Consider the following 26,784-nt stretch of genomic DNA (forward strand, 5'->3'; position numbering starts at 1 on the left):
CGGCATGCCGCCGTAGCCGTTGACGCGCACGGGCGTTGAACCGTAAGGGAGAGACGGAACGTGTCTCCTCAGGAGCGAGGAGGGGTCCCCATGTCGGAGATCGGTTCGCAGTCGGCCACGTGGCACGCGCCCGCCCCGGACGGCGGCGCCCCCCAGCCCCCCGCCGAGCCCTGGGACCTGGTGACCGTGCCGGCCCGCCAGGGCCTGGAGGCCGTCGACATCCTGCGCCGCGGCAGCACCCCGGCCGTCGGCCCGGTGGTGCACGACGGCGCCTGCGACACCCTGGGCTTCCTCGTCCCGCCGGGCACGGCCGCGGCCTGGGACATGCCGGGCAGCGCGTGTACGCGCACCTCGGGGCGCGGACTCCGCCTCCCCGAGCTGCCGGAACTCCCCGAACCGACCGGTGACACCCCCCGCCCCGCCGGCTGGCTGCTGCCGCCGGGGGACACCGACCCCGTCACCGACCCGGCGGTGCTGCGCCAGGCGCTCGGCGAGGCGGCCCGGCTCATCGAGGCGGCCGACGGCTGCCACTGAGCCCCCCACCCGGCATGCCCGGATAATGGGGCCGTGGCCAGGAACAGACAGCGCGACCGGGCGGCCTCGGCCGCCGCCGTCGTCGAGACCGTCGACGGCGGGCTCGCCGAACTCGTACCCGACCGGGAGCGTCCGCGCGCCTGGACACTGCTCATCGACGGCGCCCCGCAGTCGCACGTCGACCTGGACGATCCGGCCCACCTCTCCTTCGAGTACCAGCGGCGCCTCGGGCACATCGCCGATCTCGCCGCCCCGCCGAACAAGCCGCTCCAGGTCCTGCACCTCGGCGGCGGCGCCTTCACCCTCGCCCGCTACGTCGCCGCGACCCGCGCCCGCTCCACCCAGCAGGTCGTCGAGCTCGACGGCCCGCTGGTCCAGTTCGTCCGCCGTGAGCTGCCGCTCGACCCCGGGGCCCGGATCCGCGTCCGCTCCGTCGACGCCCGGGAGGGACTCGCCAAGGTGCAGGACGGCTGGGCGGACCTCGTCATCGCCGACGTGTTCAGCGGGGCCCGTACCCCGGCCCATCTGACCAGCACCGAGTTCCTCGGCGAGGTCCGGCGCGTCCTGCGGCCCGGCGGCTTCTACGCGGCGAACCTGGCCGACGGCCCGCCCCTGACCCATCTCCGCGGCCAGATAGCCACGGCCGCCGCCGTCTTCCCCGAACTGGCCCTGACCGCCGACCCCACGGTGCTGCGCGGCCGCCGCTTCGGGAACGCGGTGCTGCTCGCCTCCGACCGCGAGCTGCCGGTGGCCGAGCTGACCCGCCGGGTCGCGACCGATCCGCACCCGGGCCGGGTGGAGCACGGCAAGGAGCTCGCCGACTTCGCGGGCGGCGCGGCCCCGGTCACCGACGCGAGCGCCAAGCCCTCGCCCGCACCGCCCGCGTCCGTCTTCCGCTGAGCGACCCTCAGGTCGCGCGGTCCTCGATCTCCACGCGGGGCGCGGTGTCGTGCCACACGCAGAAGACCGACAGCTCGCGGCCGTCCTTGGTGAAGGTCACCCGGATCCAGGTCGGCTGCTTCCACACCTGCATCTGCCAGCCGGACGCGGGGATCGCCGAGACCAACTCGGCCGAGGTCTCGCCGAGGTCGAAGGTGACCCGGCCGCCGTCGACCGTGTAGCTCTTCACGGAGGACGGCGGGGCGGACACGGGGGCCGTGGTGGGCGGGGCCGTGGTGGTGGCGGGCGCCGTCGTCGTGGACTCCGGCCGGTCGGCGGGGGTCGTGGCGGGCGACGAGGAGGGGGACGCGGAGGCCGTGCGCTCCTCGTCCGGCGCGGACGTCCGGGGCGACGGCGAGGTCTTGGGGGTCGCGGGCCGGTGCGTCGAGGAGGTCAGCGGATCGCCGCCCGCGCCGACCGGCGCGTCCTCGGTGGTGCCGGCCGGGAGGGGCACGGCGAGCGGCGGGTCGTAGACGGTCCCGGACAGCACCGTGTGCACTCCCCACCAGGACAGGGTGACCGCCGCGCCGGTGGCGAGCGACCAGGCCAGGGCGTGAACGAGTCCTCTTCGCACCGGGCCATAGTGCACCACCCGGCACGGGGCCTCTCGAGAGGGTGGAGGTTGCTCGCCCGTTCCCCCGAATGGCGTACGGTGCGGCCCATGGCAAGTGTGCTCGTGGTCGAGGACGACCAGTTCGTGCGCTCCGCCCTCATCCGCCGGCTCTCCGAGGCCTCCCATACGGTACGGAGCGTCGGGACGGCCCTGGAGGCGTTGCGCGAGGTCGCCCATTTCCGTTTCGACGTGGTCATCCTCGACCTCGGACTGCCCGATCTGGACGGGTCCGAGGCGCTCAAGATGCTGCGCGGAATCACCGACGTACCGGTGATCATCGCGACCGCCCGGGACGACGAGGCCGAGATCGTACGGCTCCTCCACGCCGGCGCGGACGACTACCTCGTGAAGCCCTTCTCGGTGGACCACCTCTCGGCCCGCATGGCGGCCGTCCTGCGCCGGGCGCGGTCCGGCGCGGGCGAGGCACCGCCGCCCCGCGTCATCCGGGTCGGTGGCCTCACCGTCGATCCGCTGCGCCGTCAGGCGGAGCTGGACGGGGCGCCCTTGGACCTCACGCGGCGCGAGTTCGACCTGCTCGCCTTCCTGGCCGGGCGGCCCGGCGTGGTCGTCCCGCGCAAGGAGCTGCTCGCCGAGGTGTGGCAGCAGTCCTACGGGGACGACCAGACCATCGACGTACATTTGTCATGGCTGCGGCGGAAGTTGGGCGAAACCGCCGCCCGGCCCCGCTATCTGCACACCCTGCGCGGGGTGGGCGTGAAGCTGGAGCCGCCCCGGGAGCCGCAGCCGTGAGGTGGGCGCTCGTCAAGGTGTCCCTGGCCGTCACCGTGATGGTCGTCGTCGCCTTCGCCGTACCCCTCGGGCTCGTCGTCAAGGAGATGGCCCGCGACCGGGCCTTCTCCAACGCCGAACGACGGGCCGCCGGCCTCGCCCCCGTCCTCGCGATCACCACCGACCGCCAGGAACTGGACAAGGCCGTCGCCACCACCGAGGACGGGGCCGCCGGCCGGCTCGCCGTCCACGTGCCCGCCGCCGAACCGGGCGGAGCGGCCCTGGAGATCGGCACCCGCAGGGCCGGCGCCGAGGAGCTCGCGGCCACCCGCAGGCTCGGCCGGGCCTCCATCGCCGAGGTGCCCGGCGGCTTCGCGCTGCTCCAGCCCACCGCGCTCAGCAGCGGCCAGGTCGCCGTCGTCGAACTCTTCGTCCCCGAGGGCGAGGTCAGCAACGGCGTCGCCACCGCCTGGCTCGTCCTGGCCGGTGTCGGCATCGCCCTCATCGTCGGCTCCGTCGCCGTCGCCGACCGGCTCGGCGTCCGCATGGTCCGGCCCGCCCAGCGACTCGCGGGCGCCGCCCACGACCTCGGCGAGGGCCGGCTCGGCGCGCGCGTGCCCGAGGAGGGCCCGCCGGAGCTCAAGTCGGCGGCCGTCGCCTTCAACTCGATGGCCGACCAGGTCGTCCAACTCCTCGCCAACGAGCGCGAGCTCGCCGCCGACCTCTCCCACCGGCTCCGCACCCCGCTGACCGTGCTGCGGCTCAACGCGGCCTCGCTCGGCTCAGGACCCGCCGCCGAACAGACCCGGGCCGCCGTCGAACAGCTGGAGCGCGAGGTCGACATCATCATCCGCACGGCCCGGGAGGCGAAGCCGCAGACCCAGGCGACCGGTCCCGGCGCCGGCTGCGACGCCGCCGAGGTGGTCCGGGCGCGCATGGACTTCTGGTCGGCGCTCGCCGAGGACGAGGGCCGGCGGGTCCGGGTCGCGGGCATCGAGCGTCCCGTACGCATCCCGGTGGCCCGCCCCGAACTCGTCGCCGCCCTCGACGCCCTGCTCGGCAACGTCTTCCGGCACACCCCCGAGGGCACCGCCTTCTCCATCGACGTCCACAACGGCGACGACGCCGTCATCGTCCTCGTCTCCGACGCGGGCGCCGGCATCGCCGACCCCGCCGCCGCCCTGGCCCGCGGCAACAGCGGCGCCAGGCCCGGCTCCACGGGCCTGGGCCTGGACATCGTGCGGCGGATGGCGGAGGCCACCGGGGGCGACGTCGCCATCGGTCACTCCGTCCTCGGAGGCACCGAGGTCCGCGTCTGGATCGGGCTCGACGGGCGCCGCTCGGGCGCCACGGCCGGCCGCCGCGGTCACCGCCCGGCCCGCCGTCGCCGGGGCGGCGGCACGGGCACCCGGCGCGCCGCGGACGCCTGAGCGGAGTCCCCTGCGGTGTGAACCTTTCCTGGTTCCGATGCCTTCCTTAAGTGGAGCCTAAGAATCCCAACCCCCGTCCGCTCATGGCCTTTTGTCCGTTTCCCAGTCGCTAGCGTGCTGCCGCATCACACCCCCACACCCGGCACACAGAGGCAGGCACGCGATGGGCAGCAGTTCGCACCGGCGCAGGGCGAGCACCAGGACCAAGGCCGTCGGAGCCGTCGTCGCGGCGGCGATCGTCGGCGGCGTCGCCTTCGCGCTCGGCGGGACCGCGCAGGCCGCCGCCGTCGGCGCCGCGTACACCCGCACCAGCGCCTGGACCGGCGGCTACACCGGCCAGTACGTCGTCACCAACGAGACGAGCACCGCCCAGTCCGACTGGACCCTGGAGTTCGACCTCCCGGCCGGGACGACCATCGGCTCCCTCTGGAACGGCGAGCACACCGTCTCCGGCGGCCACGTCACCGTGAAGCCCGCGAGCTGGAACAGACAGCTCGGCCCCGGCCAGTCCGTCACCGTCGGCTTCGTGACCTCCGCCGCGGGCACCGCGGGCGACCCGACCGGCTGCCTCATCAACAAGGCCGCCTGCTCGGCCGGAGGCCCCGCCCCCACCCCCAGCGGCCGCCCCACCGAGCAGCCCACCGCCACCGCCTCCCCCTCGGCGACGGCCACCACGAAGCCCACCCCCACCGCCACGGCGACCGCGACGGTGAAGCCGACCCCGACGGCCACCACGAAGCCCACCCCCACCACGGCGCCGACCACCCCCGCCCCGACCCCCACGGCGACCGCGACCGGCGCCCCCGTCGGAGCCGCCAAGTACGCCCCGTACGTCGACACCTCGCTCTACCCGACGTACGACCTGCTCGCGACCGCCGACGCCACCGGCGTGAAGGAGTTCAACCTCGCCTTCATCACCTCCGGCGGCTCCTGCGCCCCGCTCTGGGGAGGGGTCACCGACCTCGCCGGCGACAAGGTCGCGGCCCAGATCGGCACCCTGCGCGCCAAGGGCGGTGACGTCCGCGTCTCCTTCGGCGGCGCCGCCGGCCACGAGCTGGCGCTGAACTGCTCGTCCTCCTCGGCGCTCGCCGCCGCCTACGGCAAGGTCATCGACCAGTACAAGCTGACCAAGGTCGACTTCGACGTCGAGGGCGCCGCCCTGCCGGACACCGCCGCCAACACCCGCCGCTCGCAGGCCATCGCCCAGCTCCAGAAGACCCACCCCGGCCTCAACGTCTCCTTCACCCTGCCCGTCATGCCCGAGGGCCTGACGCAGCCGGGCGTGGCGCTGCTCGCCGACGCGAAGAAGAACGGGGTCCGCGTCGACGCCGTCAACATCATGGCGATGGATTACGGCCCGGCGTACAGCGCGGACATGGGCACCTACGCGATCCAGGCCGCGACCGCGACCCAGGCTCAGGTCAAGGGGGTCCTCGGGCTCTCCGACGCGGCCGCCTGGAAGGCCGTCGCCGTCACCCCGATGATCGGCGTCAACGACGTCACCAGCGAGATCTTCAAGGTCGACGACGCCACGCAGCTCGTGGACTTCGCGCGGTCGAAGGGGATCGGCTGGCTCTCGATGTGGTCCTCGACCCGTGACAGGCAGTGCGCGGCCGGCGCCGTGAACCACGCCGACGCGACCTGCTCGTCGATCCTCCAGGCGCCCCTGGCCTTCACCAAGGCCTTCGCCGCCTACAAGTAGGCCGCTCACCCCAGTCCCCCCACAGCGCGCGCCCCGGCCGAGACACCCCACCCCGGCCGGGGCGCGCTTCCCCGTCCGGCCTGCCCCTTCACCGCACCCCGCATCGCACCGCCCACGATGTGCCGGCCGCACGCACCAGTCCCCACCCCCGTGTCGTCGAACGTCTTCGACGACTCCCGGACCTTGACCGTGTTCTGACCCCGACTCAATAGTGGGAGCGCTCCCATTCAATCTTCGACGGGATACCCATGCGCAGAACACGCCACCTCCTCGCGGGGCTCGCCCTCACCGCGGGCCTCCTCGCGGGAGCGGTCCCCGCGACCGCGGCCCCGGCGACGCCCGTATCCACGGCCGCGGCGGCACCTTCGTACACCTGGAAGAACGTCCGCATCGACGGCGGCGGCTTCGTTCCCGGCATCGTCTTCAACCGGGCCGAGAAAGACCTCGTCTACGCCCGCACCGACATCGGTGGCGTCTACCGCTGGAACCAGTCCACCACCTCCTGGACCCCGCTCCTCGACTCCGTCGACTGGGACCACTGGGGCCACACCGGAGTCGTCGGCCTCGCTTCCGACACCGTCGACCCGGACCGGGTGTACGCGGCGGTCGGCACGTACACGAACGACTGGGACCCCGGAAACGGCGCCGTCCTCCGCTCCGCCGACCGGGGCGCCACCTGGCAGCGCGCCGACCTCCCCTTCAAGCTCGGCGGCAACATGCCGGGCCGCGGCATGGGCGAACGCCTCGCCGTCGACCCGCACAAGAACAGCGTCCTCTACCTCGGCGCCCCCAGCGGCAACGGCCTGTGGCGCTCCACCGACTCCGGCGCCACCTGGGCGAAGGTCACCTCCTTCACCAACCCGGGCAACCACCAGCAGGACCCCACCGACACGAGCGGCTACAACTCCGACGAACAGGGCATCGTCTGGGTCACCTTCGACGAGTCCACGGGCACCCCCGGCACGGCGACCGGCACGATCTACGTCGGCGTGGGCGACAAGGAGAACGCCGTCTACCGCTCCACCGACGCCGGCGCCACCTGGACCCGCCTCCCCGGCCAGCCCACCGGCTACCTCGCGCACAAGGGCGTCCTCGACGCCGAGAACGGCCACCTCTACCTCGCGTACAGCGACACGGCCGGTCCGTACGACGGCGGCAAGGGACAGGTCTGGCGGTACGCCACCGCCACCGGCGAGTGGAAGAACATCAGCCCCGTCGCCGAGGCCGACACCTTCCACGGCTTCAGCGGCCTCACCGTCGACCGGCAGAAGCCCGGCACGGTCATGGTCTCCGCCTACAGCGCCTGGTGGCCGGACACCCAGATCTTCCGCTCCACCGACTCCGGCTCCACCTGGACCAAGGCCTGGGACTACACGGCATACCCCACCCGCGCCAACCGCTACACGATGGACGTCTCCTCCGCGCCCTGGCTCACCTGGGGCGCCAGTCCCACCGCGCCCGAACAGACCCCGAAACTCGGCTGGATGACCGAGGCCCTGGAGATCGACCCCTTCGACTCGAACCGCATGATGTACGGCACCGGGGCCACGATCTACGGCACCACCGAGCTCGCCAAGTGGGACACGGGCACGAACTTCACCATCCGCCCCATGGTGAAGGGACTTGAGGAGACCGCGGTCCTGGACCTCGCCTCGCCGCCCTCCGGCGCCCCGCTGATCAGCGCCCTCGGCGACATCGGCGGCTTCCGGCACACGGACCTCACCAAGGTCCCCTCGATGATGTTCACCGGCCCCAACTTCACCTCCACCACCAGCGTCGACTTCGCGGAGACCAAGCCGGACACCGTCGTGCGGGCCGGCCACCTCGACGGCGGCCCCCGCGTCGCCTTCTCCACCGACAACGGCGCCAACTGGTCCGCCGGACAGGAGCCCGCGGGCGTCACCGGCGGTGGCACCGTCGCCGTCTCCGCCGACGGCAGCCGCTTCGTCTGGAGCCCGGACGGCACCGGAGTCCACACCGGTACCGGAGGCGCCTGGACCGCCTCCACCGGCATCCCCGCCGGCGCCACGGTCGAGTCCGACCGCGTCGACCCGAAGACCTTCTACGGCTTCAAGGACGGCACCTTCTACGCCAGCACGGACGGCGGCGCGACCTTCACCGCCCGCGCCGGCGGCCTCCCCGCCAAGGGCAACGCCCGCTTCAAGGCCGTCCCCGGCAAGAAGGGCGACATCTGGTTCGCCGGCGGCGCCGCCGACTCCACGTACGGCCTCTGGCGCTCCACCGACGGCGGCGCCGGCTTCACCCGCGTCTCCGGCGTCGAGCAGGCCGACACCGTCGGCTTCGGCAAGGCCGCCCCCGGAGCGTCCTACCCCACGCTCTACACCAGCGCGAAGATCGGCGGCGTCCGCGGCATCTTCCGCTCCACCGACGCGGGCGCGAGCTGGGTCCGGATCAACGACGACGCCCACCAGTGGGGCTGGACCGGCGGTGCGATCACCGGCGACCCCCGGGTCTACGGCCGCGTGTACGTCTCCACCAACGGCCGCGGCATCATCTACGGCGACACGGCGGAGACCGGCGGCGGAGACGGCGGCACCGACCCCACGGACCCGCCCGCCCCCACCGGCGCCTGCAAGGTCGCCTACAAGGTCACCAACCAGTGGCAGGGCGGCTTCCAGGCCGACGTCACCCTGACCAACACCTCCACCACCGCCTGGACTGGCTGGGCCCTCGGCTGGGAGTACCCCGCCGGGCAGCGGATCGGCCAGATGTGGAACGCGGCCCCGACCCAGTCCGGCACCACCGTCACCGCCCGGAACGCCGGCTGGAACGGCACCGTCGCCGCCGGCGCCTCAGCCTCCTTCGGCTTCACCGGCGCCTGGACCGGCACCAACCCCGTACCCGCCGCCTTCACCCTCGGAGGTGCGACGTGCTCCGTCGCCTGATCGCCGCGGGCGCGGTCCTCGCCACCACACCCGCGACCGCCGCCGACACCCCACAGGCCTGGAACGCCACGGTGACCCAGACCTGCTCCTAGATACGAGAAAGGCCCCGATCCGCGTCTCCGCGAATCGGGGCCTCTCCCTTGAAAGGGTGAGTAACGGGACTCGAACCCGCGACATCCTGGACCACAACCAGGTGCTCTACCATCTGAGCTATACCCACCACGACCGGTTCTCGGGGGCTTCCCCGACCGGCCGAGAAGAAGTCTACAGGGTTCTGAGGGGTGCTCGCGCCCACGTTTTCCGGAGGGGGTCCCGAGGGCGCGAGCGGGCGGTCATTCGGCCGGTACGACGTGCTTGGCGGCGATCCGCTTCGCGGTCTCCGAGTCGGGGCCGGGCTGCGCGACGAAGACCGCCTCGCGGTAGTAGCGCAGTTCCGCGATGGACTCGCGGATATCGGCGAGCGCCCGGTGGTTGCCGTTCTTCTCCGGACTGTTGAAGTACGCCCTCGGGTACCAGCGGCGAGCCAGCTCCTTGACCGAGGAGACATCGACGATCCGGTAGTGCAGGTGGCCCTCCAGGGCAGGCATGTCCCGGGCGAGGAAGCCGCGGTCCGTTGAGACCGAGTTCCCGCACAGCGGCGCCTTGCCGGCCTCCTTGACGTGCTCGCGGATGTACGCGAGGACCTGGGCCTCCGCGTCGGCGAGCGTGGTGCCGCCGGCGAGCTCGTCGAGGAGCCCCGAGGCCGTGTGCATCTGGCGCACGATCTCCGGCATGGTCTCCAGTGCCGCGTCCGGCGGGCGGATCACGATGTCCACCCCGTCGCCGAGCACGTTCAGTTCCGAGTCGGTGACCAGTGCGGCCACCTCGATGAGTGCGTCGTCCGTCAGCGAGAGCCCGGTCATCTCGCAGTCGATCCACACCATGCGATCGTTCATGCGTCCACCTTAGGGGGTGTCTTGCCGATCAGGCCGGGCTCGCGGGGTCCGGCACCCGCGAGACGGCCGACGGGCGCCCGGGGGAGGTGTCCCCGGGCGCCCGTCGTTCCTGCGGTGCGCCGCTTGTGGCCGCGCTGGTCGGTGTTACGGCGCGCTGCGCTGGCCCGGCAGGGAGGGGCGGCCGGGAGCGTAGACGTCCATGTGCGGCCTCCCCGCCTCAAGCGGGGAGGCCGGGCGCCGCATGCCCGCGGCGACCTGGACGGGCACCTGGTCGAGCACCGCCGTGGCGGACTCGCCCTGTGGCCGCCTGGCCCGGTACGCCGCCCGGTAGGCGGCCGGCGAGGATCCGAGCTGGCGCCGGAAGTGGCCGCGCAGCGCCACCGGCGACCGGAAGCCGCACCTGCCCGCGACCTCGTCGACCGAGTAGTCGGAGGTCTCGAGCAGCCGCTGCGCCTGGAGCACCCGCTGCGTGATCAGCCACTGGAGCGGGGCGGAGCCCGTCAGCGAGCGGAACCGGCGGTCGAAGGTCCGCCGTGACATGTACGCGCGCGCGGCCAGGGTCTCCACGTCGAACTGCTCGTGGAGGTGCTCCAGCGCCCAGGCGACGACCTCGGCCAGCGGGTCGGCGCCGATCTCCTCTGGTAAAGACCTGTCGAGGTAGCGCTCCTGACCGCCGCTGCGCCGCGGCGGGACGACCAGCCGGCGCGCCAGCGCGCCCGCGGCCTCGGTGCCGTGGTCGGTCCGCACGATGTGCAGACACAGATCGATTCCGGCCGCGGTGCCGGCGGAGGTGAGGACGTCACCGTCGTCGACGAAGAGCTCCCGCGGGTCCACGTGGACCGACGGATAGCGCTTCGCGAGCGTCGGCGCGTACATCCAGTGCGTCGTCGCCGGGCGCCCGTCGAGCAGGCCCGCGGCGGCGAGGACGAAGGCCCCGGTGCACAGGCCGACGATCCGCGCGCCCTCCTCGTGGGCGCGGCGCAGCGCTTCGAGCGCCTCCGGCGGCGGCGGCGAGGTGATCGACCGCCAGGCCGGCACCACGACGGTGCCCGCGCGGCCGATGGCCTCCAGGCCGTATGGCGCGGTGAGTTCGAGTCCGCCGGTGGTACGCAGCGGTCCGTCCTCGCCGGCGCAGACGAGCAGCCGGTAGCGGGGCACGCCCGCGTCCTGCCGGTCGATGCCGAAAACGGAGAGCGGGATGGAGCTCTCGAAGATGGGGCCGCCGCTGAACAGCAGCACCGCGACGACTTCGCGGCGGCGGCGTCCGGACAGCTTCCGTGCGACCTCCGTTACGGCGGAGTCCTGGCTCATGACGCTAAGCCCCCCTCGGTGTTCGCGTCTCCCTGGTCGTGTCGCTCCTGCACGTTTCCCCTCGGTTTTGCACGAGACCCCAGTCTTCGGTACCCATGATCGAATCTACTGTGTCCCATGGCGCCGGCGTGACAAGTTCTCCATCCGGTGGATTGTCGACAAGGCCACTTGGCGCGAAGCGATCGATCGCGAAGCGTTCCACCTGACGGCCGCCAGGGGAAGGGGCGGCGCCGCGAAGGCCCGGTGAGTGTGGGGTACGGGGCCGTGTGCCGGGGTTCCGGGGGTCGTCGGCGCCGGGGTTGGCCAACCGTTCCGCCAAGGACTCGCCGGGGAATGGAAGTTGGCTGAAAACGTATGGGCTCGGGTGTGCGAACCTGTCAACTCGAAGGGGGTCCGGTACGTCCCGGGCTCAGTTCCGGCGCCTGGTTCGTACCGTTTCGGCCCGTAGTCCGCGCTCCGAGCGCCGCAGCAGCACCCGGCAGACCGCCGTCACCGTGACGAGCCCCAGTGCGGTTCCGGCGGCCCCGCCGAGCGAGGTGCCGTAGACGACGAGCACGACGGGGACGAGGACACAGCAGAAGGCCGCCCACCGGACGACGTCGTCGGCCGGGTCCACGGTTCCGGCCCCGCCCGCCCCCCACTCCCGGTCCGGGCCCGCGGCGGCGGGCGCGGAGGCACGCGTGGAGGCGCCCGCGGGGGTGGCGGGTGCCCGGCGGCGGCCGCGCGGCGAGCCGAGCGCGGCGGCGGGGGCGGAACGGGTGGAGGTCTGGCCGGCGGCGGTCGATGGTGCGGGCACGGGCGGTCTCCCTGCGACGGTGGGCTGGACCTGTGGGAACGAGGAGCGGAACCTTCCGGTCACTGTGTGTGGCGTCCGTTTGGCCCCCGTACGGACGCCTGTAGGGCACAACCGGCATTGCCAGATCGCGAACCCCTCGGGCATGCTCCCTGGAACGCCGCGCGCAGCGGGGCGTACGCCGGGGAGTGGCACGGCGGGCTCTGGGCAGGAGAGGAGTGTCGCCGTACCCTTGGGGGTATGGGCTTGGGAAGATGATTCCCGGACACAGCTCCGCCGCCACCCGTTGTTCCGTCCCCCCTTTCCCCGTCCCTTCCCACGAGGACTCTCTTCGCCGAGACACCGATGGCCGGTCACGAATTCCCCGAACCCGCGGACCGCAAGCGCGTCGCCGACTCCACGGTCGACCCTCTCGCGGTAGAACAGCCACGCCACGCCTGCGACCCGGCCTTCCGGCACGGGGTGGTCGTCGGCTTCGACGGCTCCATGTCCAGTGAGCGAGCCCTCGCGTACGCCATCGGCATGGCCCGCCGCTCCGGCTCCGGCCTGATCATCGTGCACGTGGCCAACAGGCTGCCCACCACGGTGTGGGCCGGCTGCGAGCCGCCGGTCTTCGTCGACGTGCCGGATCACCGCACCGAGGTCCTCGGCCTCGAGCTGGCCTGCGCCGAGCACCTCTCCGAGGTGCCGTGGATCCTCGTCGAGCGAGGCGGCGACATCTGCCACGAGCTGGAGGAGGTCGGCCGCGAGTACTCGGCCGACGCGATCGTGGTCGGCTCCACGCACGGGATCGTCGGCCGGATCTTCGGTTCGGTCGCCGGCCGCCTCGCGCGCCGCGCCCAGAGGCCCGTGATCGTCATCCCGTAGGGCTCCGCTCCCGCCCTCGTACACGGACCCGTTCCGGCGCTCCACTCCCCAACTGGCGTTGTCCGGCCATAATTTCGGCCTTCCTCAGGTGAATTGTGTGCTTGTGAAGGGTAGATAAGGCTCACCGGATCACAGCAGCTCACGCAGCTCGACTGCTCTCCTGAAGGGAGCCCGCCGTGGACAACGAAGTCGCCGCGGGGAACAGCACCTCCACTCTCGGCAACCTGGCCCTCGGACTGACCCTGCTGGCCTTCGGGCTGGGCGGGACGGGTGTCATCGACAACGTCGCGGCAGCGGATGCCGCAGGCCTCGCCACCTGGGTCGGCGGGGTGACGCTCTTCCTCGTCGGACTGCTCGCCCTGCGCGCCGGCAGCACCGGTGAGGGCACGGCGTACGCGGCGCTCGGCGCCTTCTGGTTCACCTGGGGGACCGCCGTGGGCGGCGGGGCCTCGGCGGACGCCGTGGCGCTCTTCATGCTCCTGTGGGCGCTCCTCGCGCTCACGCTGACCATGGCCGCGTCGGGCAGCGGTCTGTTCGGACAGGGCGTGTACGGGCTGCTCTTCGTCGCACTGCTGCTCATCGGCATCGGCACGCTGGTCGACAACGGCGGTCTGGCGAAGGCGGGCGGCTGGGTCGCGGCCGTCGGCGGGCTCCTCGCCTGGTACGGCGCCACGGCCGCGGTGGCGGGCTGGCCGACGGCGCTCCGGCGCACGGCGAGCGCTCCGGCCGCGGGGTGACGACGGGGTAAGTGAAAGAGGTCCCTGCCGCACCTGGGTGTGCGGCGGGGACCTCTTTCGTGTCCGGTCGAACCGCCGGGGGACAGGCCCGGCGGCGCGGGTCGGGGGGACAGGCCCCGACCGGCTGCTACTCGACCGTGACGGACTTGGCCAGGTTGCGCGGCTTGTCGATGTCGCGGCCCATGGCGAGCGCCGTGTGGTAGGCGAGGAGCTGGAGCGGGATGCCCATGAGGATCGGGTCCAGCTCGTCCTCGTTCTTCGGCACGACGATGGTGTGGTCGGCCTTGGCCTGCGGCTGGTGCGCGACCGCGAGGATGCGGCCGCTGCGGGCCTTGATCTCCTCCAGGGCGGCGCGGTTCTTCTCCAGCAGGTCGTCGTCGGGGACGATCGCGACCGTCGGCAGGGCCGGCTCGATGAGGGCGAGCGGGCCGTGCTTCAGCTCGGAGGCCGGGTAGGCCTCGGCGTGGATGTAGGAGATCTCCTTCAGCTTGAGGGAGGCCTCCAGGGCCACCGGGTAGCCCCGGACGCGGCCGATGAACATCATCGACTGGGCGCCCGCGTACTCCGCGGCGATCTTCTTGATCTCGTCCTCGGTCTCGAGGATCTCCTGGATCTGCGCGGGCAGCTTGCGCAGGCCCTCGATGATCCGCTTGCCGTCGGTGACGGACAGGTCGCGGATGCGGCCCAGGTGCAGGGCGAGCAGCGCGAAGGCGGTGACCGTGTTGGTGAAGCACTTGGTGGAGACGACGCAGACCTCGGGGCCGGCGTGGACGTACACGCCGCCGTCGGCCTCACGGGCGATGGCGGAGCCGACGACGTTCACGACGCCGAGGACGCGGGCGCCCTTGCGCTTGAGCTCCTGGACGGCGGCGAGCACGTCGTAGGTCTCACCGGACTGGGAGACGGCGATGTAGAGGGTGTCGGGGTCCACGACCGGGTTGCGGTAGCGGAACTCCGAGGCCGGCTCGGCGTCGGCGGGGATGCGGGCCAGGGACTCGATGAGCCCGGCGCCGATGAGGCCGGCGTGGTACGAGGTGCCGCAGCCGAGGATCTTGATGCGGCGGATGGTGCGGGCCTCGCGGGCGTCGAGGTTCAGGCCGCCCAGGTGCACGGTGGAGAAGCGGTCGTCGATCCGGCCGCGCAGCACGCGGTCGACCGCGTCGGGCTGCTCGGAGATCTCCTTGTGCATGAACGTGTCGTGGCCGCCCATGTCGTAGGAGGCGGCCTCCCACTCCACGGTCTCCGGGGTGGCGGTGGTGGACGCGCCCGAGGTCGTGTAGGTGCGGAAGTCGTCGGCCTTGAGGGTGGCCATCTCGCCGTCGTCGAGGGTGACGACCTGGCGGGTGTGGGCGATCAGGGCGGCGACGTCGGAGGCGACGAGCATCTCCTTCTCGCCGATGCCGAGGATGACCGGGGAGCCGTTGCGGGCCACCACGATGCGGTCGTTGAAGTCGGCGTGCATCACGGCGATGCCGTAGGTGCCCTCGATGACCTTGAGCGCCTCGCGGACCTTCTCCTCGAGGGTGTCGGCCTGGGACCGGGCGACGAGGTGGGTGATGACCTCGGTGTCCGTCTCGGAGGCGAAGACGACGCCGTCGGCCTCCAGCTTGGCGCGGAGCTCCTGGGCGTTGTCGACGATGCCGTTGTGGACGACCGCGACCTTGTTCTCGGGGTCCAGGTGCGGGTGCGAGTTCACGTCGCTGGGGGCGCCGTGGGTGGCCCAGCGGGTGTGGGCGATGCCGGTGGTGCCGGAGAAGCGCTTGGGGACGCGGGCTTCCAGGTCACGGACCCGGCCCTTGGCCTTGACCATCTTCAGGCCGGTGGCCTTCGGGCTGGTGATGACCATGCCGGCGGAGTCGTATCCGCGGTACTCCAGACGCGCCAGGCCCTCAAGGAGCAGGGGGGCGACGTCGCGCTTTCCGATGTAACCGACAATTCCGCACATAAAGGTGAAACCCCTCCAGGTTGGTGATGGTGCTCGTGCTCGCCGTGTCCGTGCGGGACTCAGCCGTAGACGATGCGGCGCAGCTGCCGGAGCGAGAGCTCCGGTGGCGCCACGGCCCGGTGCGGCAGCTCCGCCGCGATCCGCTCGAAGATCTCGGCGTTCACGGCCCCGCCGGACTGCAGTTCGCGGTGGCGGCGGCGAACGAACTCCTCGGTCGTCTCGTCGAAGTACGCCAGCACGTCGAGCACCACCCGGGCGGCCTCACCGCGCTGGAGCGCGGTGCTGCGGACCAGATGGTCGACGAGGTCGTCGTGCGACGGGCGGCGTTCGAGCACCCGTGAATACTGAGGGGTGCCCCCTGGCTTTTGCAAGAATCCTGCCCGAAATCGGGCAGGAGCTGCATGATCGGCGCTCCCCAAGCGGATATTGGTCCAGACCTTGACCCGAGGTGACGGCAGCGGTACGCATGGTCGCCAAATGGATATATGACCCGAAGACGTGTGTGTCGATCACCGAAGGGGACCATGCCCGTGAGTCAGCGCCGAAGGATTCCTCGCCTCATCGGATCACTCCTCCTGGTCGCCACCGCCGGGGTCGGCTGCGGAGAGGCCGGCGCCGCCGCCGGCGGCGGCGACAGCAGAGGCGCCGACGGCAAGGCGGCCGCCGCCGAACCCGAGGTCCGCCCGCTCGGCCGCATCATCCCCGTACCCGCCTCCGTGACCCCCGAGGGCGAGCCGTACACCCTCACCCACGCCACCCGCATCGGCATCGACGAGGCCTCCCGCGAGTCCCGCGCCGTCGGCCGCTACCTCGCCGGCCTCCTCCGCCCCTCCACCGGCTTCCCGCTGCACATCGTCGACGAGGACGCGGCCCGCGGCGGCATCCGCCTCCGCCTCGACCGCGAGGACGCCGAGCTCGGCGACGAGGGCTACCGCCTGCACTCCGCCCCCGACGGCGTCACCCTCACCGCCCGCACCCCCGCCGGCCTCTTCCGCGGCGTCCAGACCCTCCGCCAGCAGCTGCCCTCCGCCGTCGAGCGCCGCACCGTTCAGCAGGGCCCCTGGAAGATCGCGGGCGGCACGATCACCGACACCCCGCGCTACGCCTACCGGGGCGCCATGCTCGACGTCGCCCGCCACTTCTTCACCGTCGACGAGGTGAAGCGGTTCATCGACCAGCTCGCCCTCTACAAGATCAACACCCTCCATCTGCACCTCTCCGACGACCAGGGCTGGCGCATCGCCGTCGACTCCTGGCCCCGGCTCACCACCCACGGCGGCTCCACCGAGGTCGGCGGCGGCCCCGGCGGCTTCTACACGAAGGAGCAGTACACGGAGATCGTGCGGTACGCGGCCTCCCGCTACCAGGAGGTCGTCCCCGAGATCGACGTGCCGGGCCACACCTTCGCGGCCCTCTCCTCCTACGCCGAGCTCAACTGCGACGGCATCGCCCCGCCCCTCTACACCGGCATCAAGGTCGGCCTCAGCTCCCTCTGCGTCCCCAAGGACGTCACGTACGACTTCGTCGACGACGTGATCCGCGAGATCGCCGCGCTCACCCCCGGCCGCTACCTCCACATCGGCGGCGACGAGGCCCACTCCACCAGCCACGCCGACTACGTGACCTTCATGGACAAGGTGCAGCCGCTCGTCGCCAAGTACGGCAAGACGGTCGTCGGCTGGCACCAGCTGACCGGCACGAAGCCCGTCGAGGGCGCGCTCGTCCAGTACTGGGGTCTCGACCGCACCCCCCTCGCCGAGAAGGAACGCGTCGCCGCGGCCGCGCGGGACGGCGCCGGGCTGATCCTCTCGCCCGCCGACCGCTCCTACCTCGACATGAAGTACACGAAGGACACCGAGCTCGGTCTCGCCTGGGCCGGCACGGTCGAGGTCCGGCGCTCGTACGACTGGGACCCGGCGACGTACCTCCCGGGAGCCCCGGAGAGCGCCGTCCGCGGCATCGAGGCCCCGCTCTGGACGGAGACCCTCGCCACGACCGACGACCTCGACGTCATGGCCTTCCCCCGCCTCCCGGGCCTCGCCGAACTGGGCTGGTCCCCGGCGGAGACCCACGACTGGGACACGTACAAGGTCCGTCTGGCGGAACAGGCCCCGCGCTTCGACGCGCTGGGCATCGGCTACTACCGCTCGCCGCAGGTGCCCTGGGAGTAGGCCGGAGTTCGGCCGGGTGGCGGGTCGCTGAAACGGAACGCCCGGCCGGGCATCGGAAATGCGGTCATCCTCGCGCGAATCAGGGATGCGAGAGTCTGGCCGGTTGCCAAAAGACGTGAGCGCCCCGGCGGAGGACCGTGCTCCGGCGGGGCTCACATCGGTTTCGGGGGGTCAGGCGAAGCGGGTGATCGGGTTGGTCAGGTCGCCGATCAGCTGGAGGGCCGCCGACGGGTCCGAAAGGTCGACCATCTGCTTGTTGTTGCGGAGCTGGAGGCGGTTGAGGGCGGAGAGGGCGAAGGTCTCCGCGAACATGTCGTACTGAGCGAACTTGTCGGCCAGTTCCGGCTTCGACCGCTCATACGCCCGGACGCACTCCGCGACCGTCCGCCAGAAGTCGTCCTCGTCCAGCACGCCCTCCGTCGCCAGCGTCGCCGCCAGGAAGCGGAAGAAGCAGTCGAAGACGTCCGTGAAGACCGAGAGGAGCTTCATGTCCTCGGGGATCTCCGCGCGGACCCGCTCCACGGCCGGCGGCAGGACCGCCGCCGGGTCCATGACGACGATCTCCTCGGCGATGTCCTTGAAGATCGCCCGGGAGACCGTGCCCTGCTCGTCGAGGACCAGGATCACGTTCTCGCCGTGCGGCATGAAAGCCAGGTCGTACGCGTAGAAGCTGTGCAGGACCGGCATGAGGTAGGCGTCGAGGTAGCGGCGGAGCCACTCCGTCGGCGCCAGGCCCGACTCCTTGATCAGCGCGCCGGTGAAGGACGCGCCCGTGTGGTCCACGTGCAGGAGGGAGGCCATCGTCGCCAGCCGCTCGCCCTCGGCGAGGGTCGGGACCGGGGACTCGCGCCAGAGCGCGGCCAGCATCTTGCGGTAGGGGGAGTAGCGGTCGGTCGCGGCCTCGTACTCCATGTGCCGGTAGCCGACGGCCGCCCGCTCGCGGATGATCGAGAAGTGGGCCGACCGGAAGGTCGCGTCCGACTCGATCAGGGTGTGCAGCCAGTCGTTGATGGCCGGGGTGGCCTCCATGTACGCGGCCGAGAGGCCCCGCATGAAGCCCATGTTGAGGACCGACAGCGCCGTCTTGACGTAGTGCTTGGCCGGGTCCGTCGTGTTGAAGAAGGTACGGATCGACTGCTGCGCCAGGTACGTGTCGTCGCCCTCGCCCAGGTAGACGAGGCGCTGCTGCGCGACCTCGGCCGCGAAGGTGACGGAGAGCTTGTTCCACCACTGCCAGGGGTGCGCCGGCATCAGGAGGTAGTCGGCCAGGTCCAGGCCGCGGGAGGCGAGGGTCGCGGCGAAGCCGTCGACCGTCCCGTCACCCAGCTCGGCGCGGATGAACGTCTCGTAGTCGATGTCCGCGCCGGCGGTGAAGGTGGTGCGGTCGCGGCGGGCGGCGAGCCAGATCAGGTGGATGTCGCTCGCGGCCTCGGGGGCGTACGCGCGGAACTCGTCGACGCCGAAGCCGAGTCGGCCGTTGTTGGCGACGAAGCAGGGGTGGCCCTCGGTCATCCCCGTCTCGATCGCCTGGAAGTCGGCGCGGGCGAGCTCGGCGGAGGTGACGGGCTCCTTGGTCGACTTGAACGCCGTGCCGGCCAGGGTGGAGGAGATCTCCTCCAGGTAGACCGGGAGGATCTCGTCGCTCAGGCCGAGGGAGGAGCGGAGCTCGGTGATGAACTGGAGGGCGTCCAGCGGGAGCTGCTCGTCGCCGCGGTGACGGCTGATCGACTCGGCGTAGACCTGCCAGTGGTCGAGCGCGAAGCGGTCCGCGGTGAAGCGGTACTCGGTCGAGCCGTCGTCGCTGAGGACCTTGTAGCGGGACTCGCCCAGCTCCTGCGGGGAGAGGAGCCGCTCGTGGGCGAACTCGGCGAGGCCCTTGCGGATCAGCGCGCGGTTGGCGTCGGCCCAGCGCTCGGGGGTGAGGTGGGCGACGGGGTCGGTGGCGTAGGCGGTCATATCGTCACTCCCACGGCGGCCTCGAACTGGGCGCGGGTGCAGAAGCTGAGCAGCGCCCGCTTCTCCGGCTTCTGGATCTCGCGCTCGGGGACGAAGCCGACGACCTCGTTGAGCGCGTGGACGGCCTTGTTGGACACGTCCGGTTCGACGACCACGCGGGCGGTCGCCGGGTCGTCGAACAGCTCGGCCATCACGGCGGTGATCACCTTGCGGGTGAAGCCGTGCACGGGGGTGTCCGTGGGGGCCACCAGGAAGTGCATGCCGACGTCGCCGGGGAGCGGGTCGTACAGTCCGACCAGCTCCAGGTGGGCGGGGTCGTAACGCTCCATGAGGATCGCGGGCTGCTCGTCGACGAGGCCGATGAAGGCCTCGTGGTGCGGGTGCTCGGCGAAGGCCGTGTACTCGCGTACGACGTCCTCCAGGGTCGCCTCCTGCATCATCCAGAAGGCGGCCTTGGGGTGGGTCACCCAGGCGTGGATCAGCGCCGCGTCCTTGAGGGGATCGAGCGGGCGGAAGCGGATGGTCATGCGGCGAACTCCTGGAAGGCGATGGTCTTCTCTACGGGGTAGTACTCGGAGCCCAGCATCTCCCCGATGATGTACGCGTTGCGATACGCCCCCATGCCCAGGTCGGGCGCGGTGATCGAGTGGGTGTGCACGGCGGCGTTCTGGAGGAAGATCCCCCGGCCGGTCGTGTCGATCGCGTAGTTGCGGGCCACGTCGTAGCGGCCCTGGCCGTCCCAGCGGATGCGGTCGCGGACGGGCTCCAGGAAGGCGGGGGCCGTGTACTTGTACCCGGTGGCGAGGATCAGGCCCTCGGTGTCCAGGGTGAAGTCCTTCTCCTGCTCCTCCTGGCGGAAGCCGAGCGTGTACGTGCCGGTGGCGTCGTCGTACGCGGCGGTGTGCAGGGCGGAGTTGGTGAGGAGGCGCGTGGGGACCGGGCCGTTCAGGTTCTTCTGGTAGAGCAGGTCGAAGATGGCGTCGACGAGCTCGCCGTCGATGCCCTTGAAGAGGCCCTTCTGCTCGGTCTCCAGGCGGTAGCGGGTCCGCTCGGGGAGGGCGTGGAAGTAGTCCACGTACTCCGGGGAGGTCATCTCCAGGGTGAGCTTGGTGTATTCGAGGGGGAAGAAGCGGGGGGAGCGGGTCACCCAGTTCAGCTGGTAGCCGTGGACGTCGATCTCGCTCAGGAGGTCGTGGTAGATCTCCGCCGCGCTCTGACCGCTGCCGACCAGGGTGATCGACTTCTTCTTCTGGAGCGCTTCCTTGTTCGGGACGTAGCGCGAGTTGTGGATCATGTCGCCGCCGAGGTCCGCGCAGGTCTCGGGGACGTACGGCGGGGTGCCGGTGCCCAGGACGATGCGGCGGGCGCGGAAGGTGTCCCCGGCCTCGGTGGTGACGGCGTAGACCTCGTCGGTCTCGTCGAAGGTCACGGAGGCCACGGTCGTCGACCAGCGGACGGAGGTGACCTTCGCGGCGGCCCAGCGGCAGTAGTCGTTGTACTCGGTCCGCAGCGGGTAGAAGTTCTCCCGGATGTAGAAGGAGTACAGGCGGCCCTTCTCCTTCAGGTACTGGAGGAAGGAGTACGGGGACGTCGGGTCGGCCATCGTGACGAGGTCCGACATGAACGGCGTCTGGAGGTGGGCGCCTTCGAGGAACATGCCCGAGTGCCACTCGAAGTCCGGCTTGGACTCCAGGAAGAGGCCGTTCAGGTGGTCGATGGGCTCGGTGAGGCAGGCGAGTCCGAGGTTGAACGGGCCGAGCCCGATGCCGATGAAGTCGTACGTCTCGGTCGTCTCAGGCGTGGACAAGGGTCTCTCCCAGGTACTGCTCGGCGTGGCCGGCGATCAGGTCGAGGACGGCGGCGATGTCGGCCGCGGTCGTCTCGGGGTTGAGCAGGGTGAACTTGAGGTACTGGCGACCGTCGACCTTGGTGCCGGCGACGACGGCCTCGCCGGAGGCGAAGAGGGCCTTGCGGGCGTAGAGGTTGGCCCGGTCGATCTCGTCGGGCGAGGTGACGGCCTCGGGGACGTAGCGGTAGACGAGGGTGGAGAGCTGCGGTTCGACCACGACGTCGTAGCGCGGGTCGGCGGCGAGCAGCGCGTGGCCCTCGCGGGCGAGGTCGCAGACCTCGTCGAAGAGCTCGCCGACGCCGTCGGCGCCCATCACGCGCAGGGTCATCCAGAGCTTGAGCGCGTCGAAGCGGCGGGTCGTCTGGAGTGACTTGTCCACCTGGTTGGGGATCTGCTCGGCGACCGTGGTGGGGGTCCCCCCTGCTCGAGCGGAGCCGAGAGCTTGGGGGAGGGGGTTGAGGTAGTCCGCGTGGTACGTCGCGTGGCGCAGGGTGGCGCCGTCGCGGACCAGGAGGGCGGAGGAACTCACGGGCTGGAAGAAGGACTTGTGGTAGTCGACCGTGACCGAGTCGGCCCGCTCGATGCCGTCAAGGAGGTGGCGGCGGGTGCGGGAGGCGAGCAGTCCGCAGCCGTAGGCCGCGTCGACGTGCATCCAGGCGCCGTACTCGTCGGCGAGGGCGGCGACCTCGGGCAGCGGGTCGATGGAGCCGAAGTCGGTGGTGCCGGCGGTGGCGACGATCGCCATCGGGACGAGGCCCTCGGCGCGGCAGGCCTCCAGCTCGGCGGCGAGGACGACGGACTGCATGCGCTTGTTCCGGTCGACCGGGATGGAGATGACCGCGTCGGCGCCGAGGCCGAGGAGGGTGGCCGACTTCTGCACGCTGAAGTGGCTGCACTCGGAGGAGAAGATCCGGAGCTTCGCCAGGTCCTTCGTCTTGGCCTCCTCGCGGGCCAGGAGCATGGCCTGGAGGTTGGACTGCGTGCCGCCGCTGGTGAACACCCCGTCGGCGGAGGCGCCGAGGCCGATCCGGCCGGTGGTCCAGTCGATCAGCTTCCGCTCGATGAGGGTGCCGCCGGCGCTCTGGTCCCAGGTGTCCAGCGAGGAGTTGACCGCCGAGAGGACGGCCTCGCCGAGGACGGCGGGGATGACGACCGGGCAGTTCAGGTGGCCCAGGTAGCGCGGGTGGTGGAAGTAGACCGCGTCGCGGAGGTAGACGTCCTCCAGCTCGTCGAGGGCCGCGGAGGCGTCGCCGAGCGGCCGGTCGAGGTCGACGGCGTCGATGACGGGGGCGAGCTCGGCGGGGGTGACACCGGTGAACGGGCGGTGCGTCGCGGCGAGTTTGGCCGCCACCCGCTCGACTCCTTCGGTGACGGAGCGCCGGTAGCTCTCCGCCGTGGCGTCGTTGAGCAGGTGGGAGCGCATGTGGGGGCCCTTTCGGGAGGAACGCTGGGGATGCTTCGGGACACGCCGGAAGGGCGCTGCGAAAGTAAGGTTAGCCTAACCTAATTTCTCAACGCAATGGCCCCCCAACCCATGAGGGTCGGGAGGCCATTGGGGAAACGGGGAGTTACGCCTCTTCCTGCGTCTCGTCCGGCACCTCGCGCAGGGCGTCCTCGGACAGCCCCTTGCGCCAGTAGCCGACGAACGTCACCCGGCGGCGGTCGAGTTCGCGCTCGCGCACGAAGTGGCGGCGCAGCGCCTTCACCGCGCCGGACTCGCCCGCGATCCACACGTACGGGGCCTGGCCGGGCAGCTCGGCGCCGCGCACCGCGTCCACGGCGGACGGCGCCCCCTCCTCCCGTACGAGCCAGGTGACCGTGGCGTCCGCCTCGGTCGCGAGGTCCATGCGGTCGCCGGAGTACGGCACTTCGAGGAAGACCTGCGCGCGGGTCTCGGCCGGCAGCCACTCCAGGATCGCCGAGGCGGCCGGCAGGGCCGTCTCGTCCGCCCAGATCAGCACGGAGTCGGCGTCCTCGGGAAGCTGGAAGCGGACGCCCGTGTTCGCCGCGACCGCGGGGCCGAGGACGACCACCCGGTCACCGGGCTTGGCGCGGCCGGCCCAGCGGCAGGCGGGCCCGACGCCCGCCGCCCCGGCGGCCGATGTCTCAGCGTGGATCGCGAAGTCGATGTCCATCTCGTTCGGGTCCGTGCGCTGCTCGCGGACCGTGTACGAGCGCATCACGGCCCGCTCGTCGTCCGGCATCGCCCGCCAGGCGCCCAGGATCGCGTACATGTCCGGGTCGTCGAGCGGCGGCAGGACGGGCGCCTCCTGGCCGGGGTGCGGCAGGAAGAGGGAGAGCGACTGGTCGCGGCCCCCGGAGGCGAACCTCTTCAGGTCCTCGCCGGTGAAGGTGACGCGGACCAGCGACGGGCCGAGCCGCCGCGTCCGGTCGACCTGGAGGGAGAAGAACTGGAACGGGGCGGTCTCGGCGGTCGTCATGGGTCAGGAAACCTTCTTCGCGTTCTCCAGGGCCTTCGCCAGGTCCTCCAGGAGCGGGGCGCACTTGGCGTAGGAGTAGACGGGCTCGGTGACGCGCGGGATGACCTGGCCGGCCTTGACGGCGGGCAGTGCGCCCCAGGTGGGCTTGGCCTTCAGCTGCTCCGGCTGGAGGGTGCCCGTGCGGTTGTCGAGCATGATGACGTCGGCCTTGTACTTGTCGACGTTCTCCCAGCTGAGACCCTCGAACCAGCCGCCCTGGTCCAGCTTGGTCGGGACGACCAGGTTGACGCCCAGCTCCTTGAAGAAGAGCGTGTCGGTCGGGCGGACCGGGGTGGAGACGTAGAAGAGGTCGGGGGAGCCGGAGCCGATCAGGACCTTGATGTCCTTCTTGCCCTTGGCGGCCTTGCGGACGCGCTCGGCGGCGGCCTCGAAGCGGGCCTTGTCGGTCTTGATCTGCGCGGTCTGCACGTCGGCGCCGAGCGAGGCGGCCAGGTCGGCGTGGCGCTGGAGGACGGCCGGCATCGACAGGTCCGAGGCCCACAGGGCGACGCTCGGGGCGATCTTGAGGATCTTGTCCTTCTGCTCCGCCGGGACGTACCAGAGGTCGTTCTTCTCCCACATGTCCGTGATCAGGACCTCGGGGTTGAGCTTGAGGTACTCCTCGATCTTGAACTCGCCCCAGACGTTGCCTATGACCGCGACCTTGTTGATGTCGAGGTCGCCCGCCTGGACGTCCGGCTTCCGCGCCTTGGTCTTCGGGTCCTCGACGTAGGTCGGGCCGAAGACGCCGACGACCTCGACGCCGAAGTCGTGCAGGGCGGCGGCGGTGCCGGTGAAGGCGACGATCCGCTTCGGGGTGGCCTTCGCCTTGACGGTCAGACCGCGGTCGTCCTTGAACTCCCACGGGCCGGACTTCGCCGAGGCGGAGGGAGCGGCGGCACCGTCCTTCTTCTTGTCGCCGCCGCAGGCGACGAGCGCGGCGCCGAGCCCGAGAGCGCCGCCCGCGGCCAGCAGGCCGCGACGGGTGAGGTGGTTGGCGCGGGTGGTGCTGGGCATGGCGGAGTCGCTTTCGGTACGAGCCGGTGTCGGCCGGGGCAAGTCGAGGAAAGGTTAGCCTAACCTCACGTTTTTTTGACAGGGTGGAACTTCCCCCGACGACTGTGATGCTCGCTACTCCTGACGAGGCGAAGGGTGCGCCCGCGCGGCGCGCCGCAAGGGGCGGGTGGGCCGACAGTCGGACGATGGGCGGGATGGCCACCGTCGACACGACCTCGGAACCGCCGGACCCCAGCACGTCCACGCCCGCGGCTCCGACCACCTCCGCCGGGCGGCCCCTGCCCGGATCGCCGCTCTGGCCGGCCGGGCTCGCGGTGCTCTTCAGCCTTGCCCAACTGGCCTTGGTCGTCCCGGGGTCGGGCCTCGGCTGGGACGAGGCGGTGTACGTCAGCCAGGTCGGCGGCAACGCCCCGGCAGCCTTCTTCAGCGCTCCCCGCGCACGGGGCGTCTCGTACCTCGTCGCCCCGGTGGCCGCGGTCACCGACTCCACGGCCGCGATCCGCGTCTACCTCGCCCTGCTGTCCGGGGCCGCCCTCTGGGGAGCGCTCCGGGCCTGGCGGGGGATCCTGCCCGTGTCGGTCCTGACAGCGGGAGGCGCGCTGTTCACCGGACTGTGGGTCACGCTGTTCTACGGCCCGCGGGTCATGCCCAACCTGTGGTGCGCGTTCGGCGTGCTGGCCGCCGTGGGGTTGTTCCTGCGGTTCGCCGGTGAGGGCGGCAGGGGCGTGGGCGGGCGTCGGCGCACGGGCGAGGACGGCGGGAACGTGGGCGGGCGTCGGCGCACCGGCGAGGACGGCGGGAGCGTGGGCGGGCGCGCGGCGCTCGTGGGGCTCGGGCTCACCGCGGCCGGGGTCACCCTCTTCCGGCCCGGCGACGGTCTCTGGCTCGTCCTGCCGCTCGGCGCGGCGGCGTTGCTGGTGCCCGCCTGGCGGCGGCGCGCCATCGCGCTCGTCGCCGTGCTCGCCGGAGCGTTCGCGCTCGGGGCGCTGCCGTGGATCGTCGAGGCGTACACCCACTACGGCGGCCTCGCCGCGCGGCTGCGGCGGGCCGGGGAGATCCAGGGCTCCCTGGGCTGGTACCTGTCCGTGGACGACCACGCGCGCGCTCTCGCCGGCCGCACCCTGTGCCGGCCCTGCGACGTGCCCTGGGAGCACCCGTTCACCGCGGTGTGGTGGTTCCTCCTGCCGGTGGCCGTCGCCGCCGGGACGGCCGCCGCCTCGCGCGCCGGCCGGGGAGCCCCGGTCCTGCTCGCCACCCTGACCGCGGCCGCGCTGGCCGCTCCGTACCTCTTCACCGTCGGCTACGCCGCCCCCCGCTTCCTGCTCCCCGCGTACGCCCTGCTGGCCGCACCCGTCGGCGAGTGCGCGGTGTCCCTGTTCGCCGCGGCGCGCTCCGCGCGGCGGCGGCGGGCGGCCACCGTCCTGCTCGCGGTCGCCCTGCTCGGACACCTCGCGGTGCAGTACGCCGTGCTCGACCTGGCCGTCGGCAACAGCCGTGCCTTGCGGGTCCGGTTCACCACCATCGCGACCGCGCTGCACGGTCTCGGCGTCCGGCCGCCCTGCCTGGTCACCGGCCGCGAGTACGTGCTGGTCGGCTACTACGCGGGCTGTTCCTCCCGCCAGCCGAGCGGACACGACGAGAGCATCACCCCGGACGGCATCGCCGCGGCCGCCCGTCGGATGCCGGTGGCGGTCGTCGTGCCCGCCGGCGCCGCACCGCCCGATTACGCCCGCGCCTGGCGCTTCGTGCGGCTCCCGCCGGCCCGGGGCCGGGAAGAGGACTACGACGCGTACATCTCACCCCGTACGCGGCGGTGACCGACACGGGGCCGCCGTCACGACTGTGCCCGCCGCCCCGGGGAAGGGGCGGC

Annotated in this window: 22 protein-coding genes and 1 tRNA gene; 10 read left to right on the top strand and 13 right to left on the bottom strand. The window is 71.9% G+C overall.

Going from position 1 to position 26,784, the window contains the following annotated elements:
- The first annotated feature begins 90 nt into the window (after positions 1–90).
- Together IE124_RS00885 and IE124_RS00890 are read left to right on the top strand one after the other, a co-directional pair.
- Positions 91–534, top strand: a complete 444-nt coding sequence (locus IE124_RS00885) for a hypothetical protein (protein WP_189503739.1) — start codon at positions 91–93, stop codon at positions 532–534.
- Positions 535–567: 33 nt separating this feature from the next.
- Positions 568–1,434 (top strand): spermidine synthase, encoded by an 867-nt coding sequence (locus IE124_RS00890; RefSeq protein WP_189503741.1) that lies wholly within the window; start codon positions 568–570, stop codon positions 1,432–1,434.
- Between the two features lie 7 nt (positions 1,435–1,441).
- On the opposite strand, the gene IE124_RS00895 is transcribed toward IE124_RS00890, so the two are convergent.
- On the bottom strand, positions 1,442–2,047 hold the full coding sequence (locus IE124_RS00895; RefSeq protein ID WP_189503743.1) for a hypothetical protein: 606 nt from the start codon (positions 2,045–2,047) through the stop codon (positions 1,442–1,444).
- An 87-nt stretch (positions 2,048–2,134) separates the two neighbouring features.
- On the opposite strand from IE124_RS00895, the gene IE124_RS00900 reads away from it, so the two are divergent.
- The 4 genes from IE124_RS00900 to IE124_RS00915 all read left to right on the top strand — a co-directional run bounded on the left by IE124_RS00900 (position 2,135) and on the right by IE124_RS00915 (position 8,853).
- Positions 2,135–2,836 carry a response regulator transcription factor gene (locus IE124_RS00900; protein WP_055604237.1) on the top strand — a complete coding sequence of 234 codons (702 nt, stop codon included), beginning with the start codon at positions 2,135–2,137 and terminating at the stop codon, positions 2,834–2,836.
- Entirely contained in the window at positions 2,833–4,245 is a 1,413-nt protein-coding gene (locus IE124_RS00905) for a HAMP domain-containing sensor histidine kinase (RefSeq protein ID WP_189503745.1), read from the top strand. Before IE124_RS00900 ends, IE124_RS00905 begins: the two co-directional genes overlap by 4 nt.
- Positions 4,246–4,408: 163 nt before the next feature.
- Positions 4,409–5,947, top strand: a complete 1,539-nt coding sequence (locus IE124_RS00910) for a glycoside hydrolase family 18 protein (RefSeq protein ID WP_189503747.1) — start codon at positions 4,409–4,411, stop codon at positions 5,945–5,947.
- 248 nt (positions 5,948–6,195) lie between these two features.
- Positions 6,196–8,853, top strand: a complete 2,658-nt coding sequence (locus tag IE124_RS00915) for a cellulose binding domain-containing protein (protein WP_189503749.1) — start codon at positions 6,196–6,198, stop codon at positions 8,851–8,853.
- Positions 8,854–9,000: 147 nt separating this feature from the next.
- On the opposite strand, the gene IE124_RS00920 is transcribed toward IE124_RS00915, so the two are convergent.
- The 4 genes from IE124_RS00920 to IE124_RS35980 form a co-directional block, all read right to left on the bottom strand.
- A tRNA-His gene (locus IE124_RS00920) sits at positions 9,001–9,073 on the bottom strand.
- 112 nt (positions 9,074–9,185) lie between these two features.
- A complete protein-coding gene (gene orn / locus IE124_RS00925; RefSeq protein WP_189503751.1) occupies positions 9,186–9,788 on the bottom strand; it encodes an oligoribonuclease in 603 nt (200 codons plus the stop codon).
- A gap of 144 nt (positions 9,789–9,932) precedes the next feature.
- Entirely contained in the window at positions 9,933–11,099 is a 1,167-nt protein-coding gene (locus IE124_RS00930) for a helix-turn-helix domain-containing protein (RefSeq protein WP_189503753.1), read from the bottom strand.
- A gap of 409 nt (positions 11,100–11,508) precedes the next feature.
- Complete coding sequence (locus IE124_RS35980; RefSeq protein ID WP_370468721.1) at positions 11,509–11,895, bottom strand: hypothetical protein; 387 nt, start codon at positions 11,893–11,895, stop codon at positions 11,509–11,511.
- A 342-nt stretch (positions 11,896–12,237) separates the two neighbouring features.
- On the opposite strand from IE124_RS35980, the gene IE124_RS00940 reads away from it, so the two are divergent.
- Positions 12,238–12,759 (top strand): universal stress protein, encoded by a 522-nt coding sequence (locus IE124_RS00940; RefSeq protein ID WP_055643330.1) that lies wholly within the window; start codon positions 12,238–12,240, stop codon positions 12,757–12,759.
- A gap of 176 nt (positions 12,760–12,935) precedes the next feature.
- Positions 12,936–13,496: a GPR1/FUN34/YaaH family transporter gene (locus IE124_RS00945; RefSeq protein ID WP_189503755.1), complete on the top strand. Its 561-nt coding sequence runs from the start codon at positions 12,936–12,938 to the stop codon at positions 13,494–13,496.
- Between the two features lie 127 nt (positions 13,497–13,623).
- Here the strand turns inward: IE124_RS00945 and glmS are convergent, their stop codons facing one another.
- Together glmS and IE124_RS00955 are read right to left on the bottom strand one after the other, a co-directional pair.
- A complete protein-coding gene (gene glmS / locus IE124_RS00950) occupies positions 13,624–15,441 on the bottom strand; it encodes a glutamine--fructose-6-phosphate transaminase (isomerizing) (RefSeq protein ID WP_150269983.1) in 1,818 nt (605 codons plus the stop codon).
- Positions 15,442–15,500: 59 nt separating this feature from the next.
- On the bottom strand, positions 15,501–15,776 hold the full coding sequence (locus tag IE124_RS00955; RefSeq protein WP_024758123.1) for a hypothetical protein: 276 nt from the start codon (positions 15,774–15,776) through the stop codon (positions 15,501–15,503).
- Between the two features lie 189 nt (positions 15,777–15,965).
- On the opposite strand from IE124_RS00955, the gene IE124_RS00960 reads away from it, so the two are divergent.
- A complete protein-coding gene (locus IE124_RS00960) occupies positions 15,966–17,612 on the top strand; it encodes a beta-N-acetylhexosaminidase (protein WP_189503757.1) in 1,647 nt (548 codons plus the stop codon).
- A 171-nt stretch (positions 17,613–17,783) separates the two neighbouring features.
- On the opposite strand, the gene IE124_RS00965 is transcribed toward IE124_RS00960, so the two are convergent.
- From IE124_RS00965 to IE124_RS00990, 6 genes are all read right to left on the bottom strand, one after another.
- The gene (locus IE124_RS00965; protein WP_189503759.1) at positions 17,784–19,568 is read right to left on the bottom strand and encodes an IucA/IucC family protein; all 1,785 of its coding nucleotides are present in this window, start codon (positions 19,566–19,568) and stop codon (positions 17,784–17,786) included.
- Positions 19,565–20,095, bottom strand: coding sequence for a GNAT family N-acetyltransferase (locus IE124_RS00970; RefSeq protein WP_189503761.1), 531 nt, complete (start codon positions 20,093–20,095; stop codon positions 19,565–19,567). Before IE124_RS00970 ends, IE124_RS00965 begins: the two co-directional genes overlap by 4 nt.
- On the bottom strand, positions 20,092–21,375 hold the full coding sequence (locus tag IE124_RS00975) for a lysine N(6)-hydroxylase/L-ornithine N(5)-oxygenase family protein (RefSeq protein ID WP_189503763.1): 1,284 nt from the start codon (positions 21,373–21,375) through the stop codon (positions 20,092–20,094). The genes IE124_RS00970 and IE124_RS00975 overlap by 4 nt, the downstream gene beginning before the upstream one ends.
- Positions 21,362–22,840: a pyridoxal phosphate-dependent decarboxylase family protein gene (locus IE124_RS00980; protein ID WP_189503765.1), complete on the bottom strand. Its 1,479-nt coding sequence runs from the start codon at positions 22,838–22,840 to the stop codon at positions 21,362–21,364. Before IE124_RS00980 ends, IE124_RS00975 begins: the two co-directional genes overlap by 14 nt.
- Positions 22,841–22,985: 145 nt before the next feature.
- Positions 22,986–23,858: a siderophore-interacting protein gene (locus IE124_RS00985; RefSeq protein ID WP_189503767.1), complete on the bottom strand. Its 873-nt coding sequence runs from the start codon at positions 23,856–23,858 to the stop codon at positions 22,986–22,988.
- Between the two features lie 3 nt (positions 23,859–23,861).
- Complete coding sequence (locus IE124_RS00990; protein WP_189503769.1) at positions 23,862–24,914, bottom strand: ABC transporter substrate-binding protein; 1,053 nt, start codon at positions 24,912–24,914, stop codon at positions 23,862–23,864.
- Positions 24,915–25,108: 194 nt separating this feature from the next.
- Between IE124_RS00990 and IE124_RS00995 the strand changes: the two genes are divergently transcribed.
- On the top strand, positions 25,109–26,731 hold the full coding sequence (locus tag IE124_RS00995; protein ID WP_189503771.1) for a hypothetical protein: 1,623 nt from the start codon (positions 25,109–25,111) through the stop codon (positions 26,729–26,731).
- The last annotated feature ends 53 nt before the right edge of the window (positions 26,732–26,784 follow it).

The sequence above is a fragment of the Streptomyces narbonensis genome (assembly GCF_014649015.1).
Classification (GTDB): domain Bacteria; phylum Actinomycetota; class Actinomycetes; order Streptomycetales; family Streptomycetaceae; genus Streptomyces; species Streptomyces narbonensis.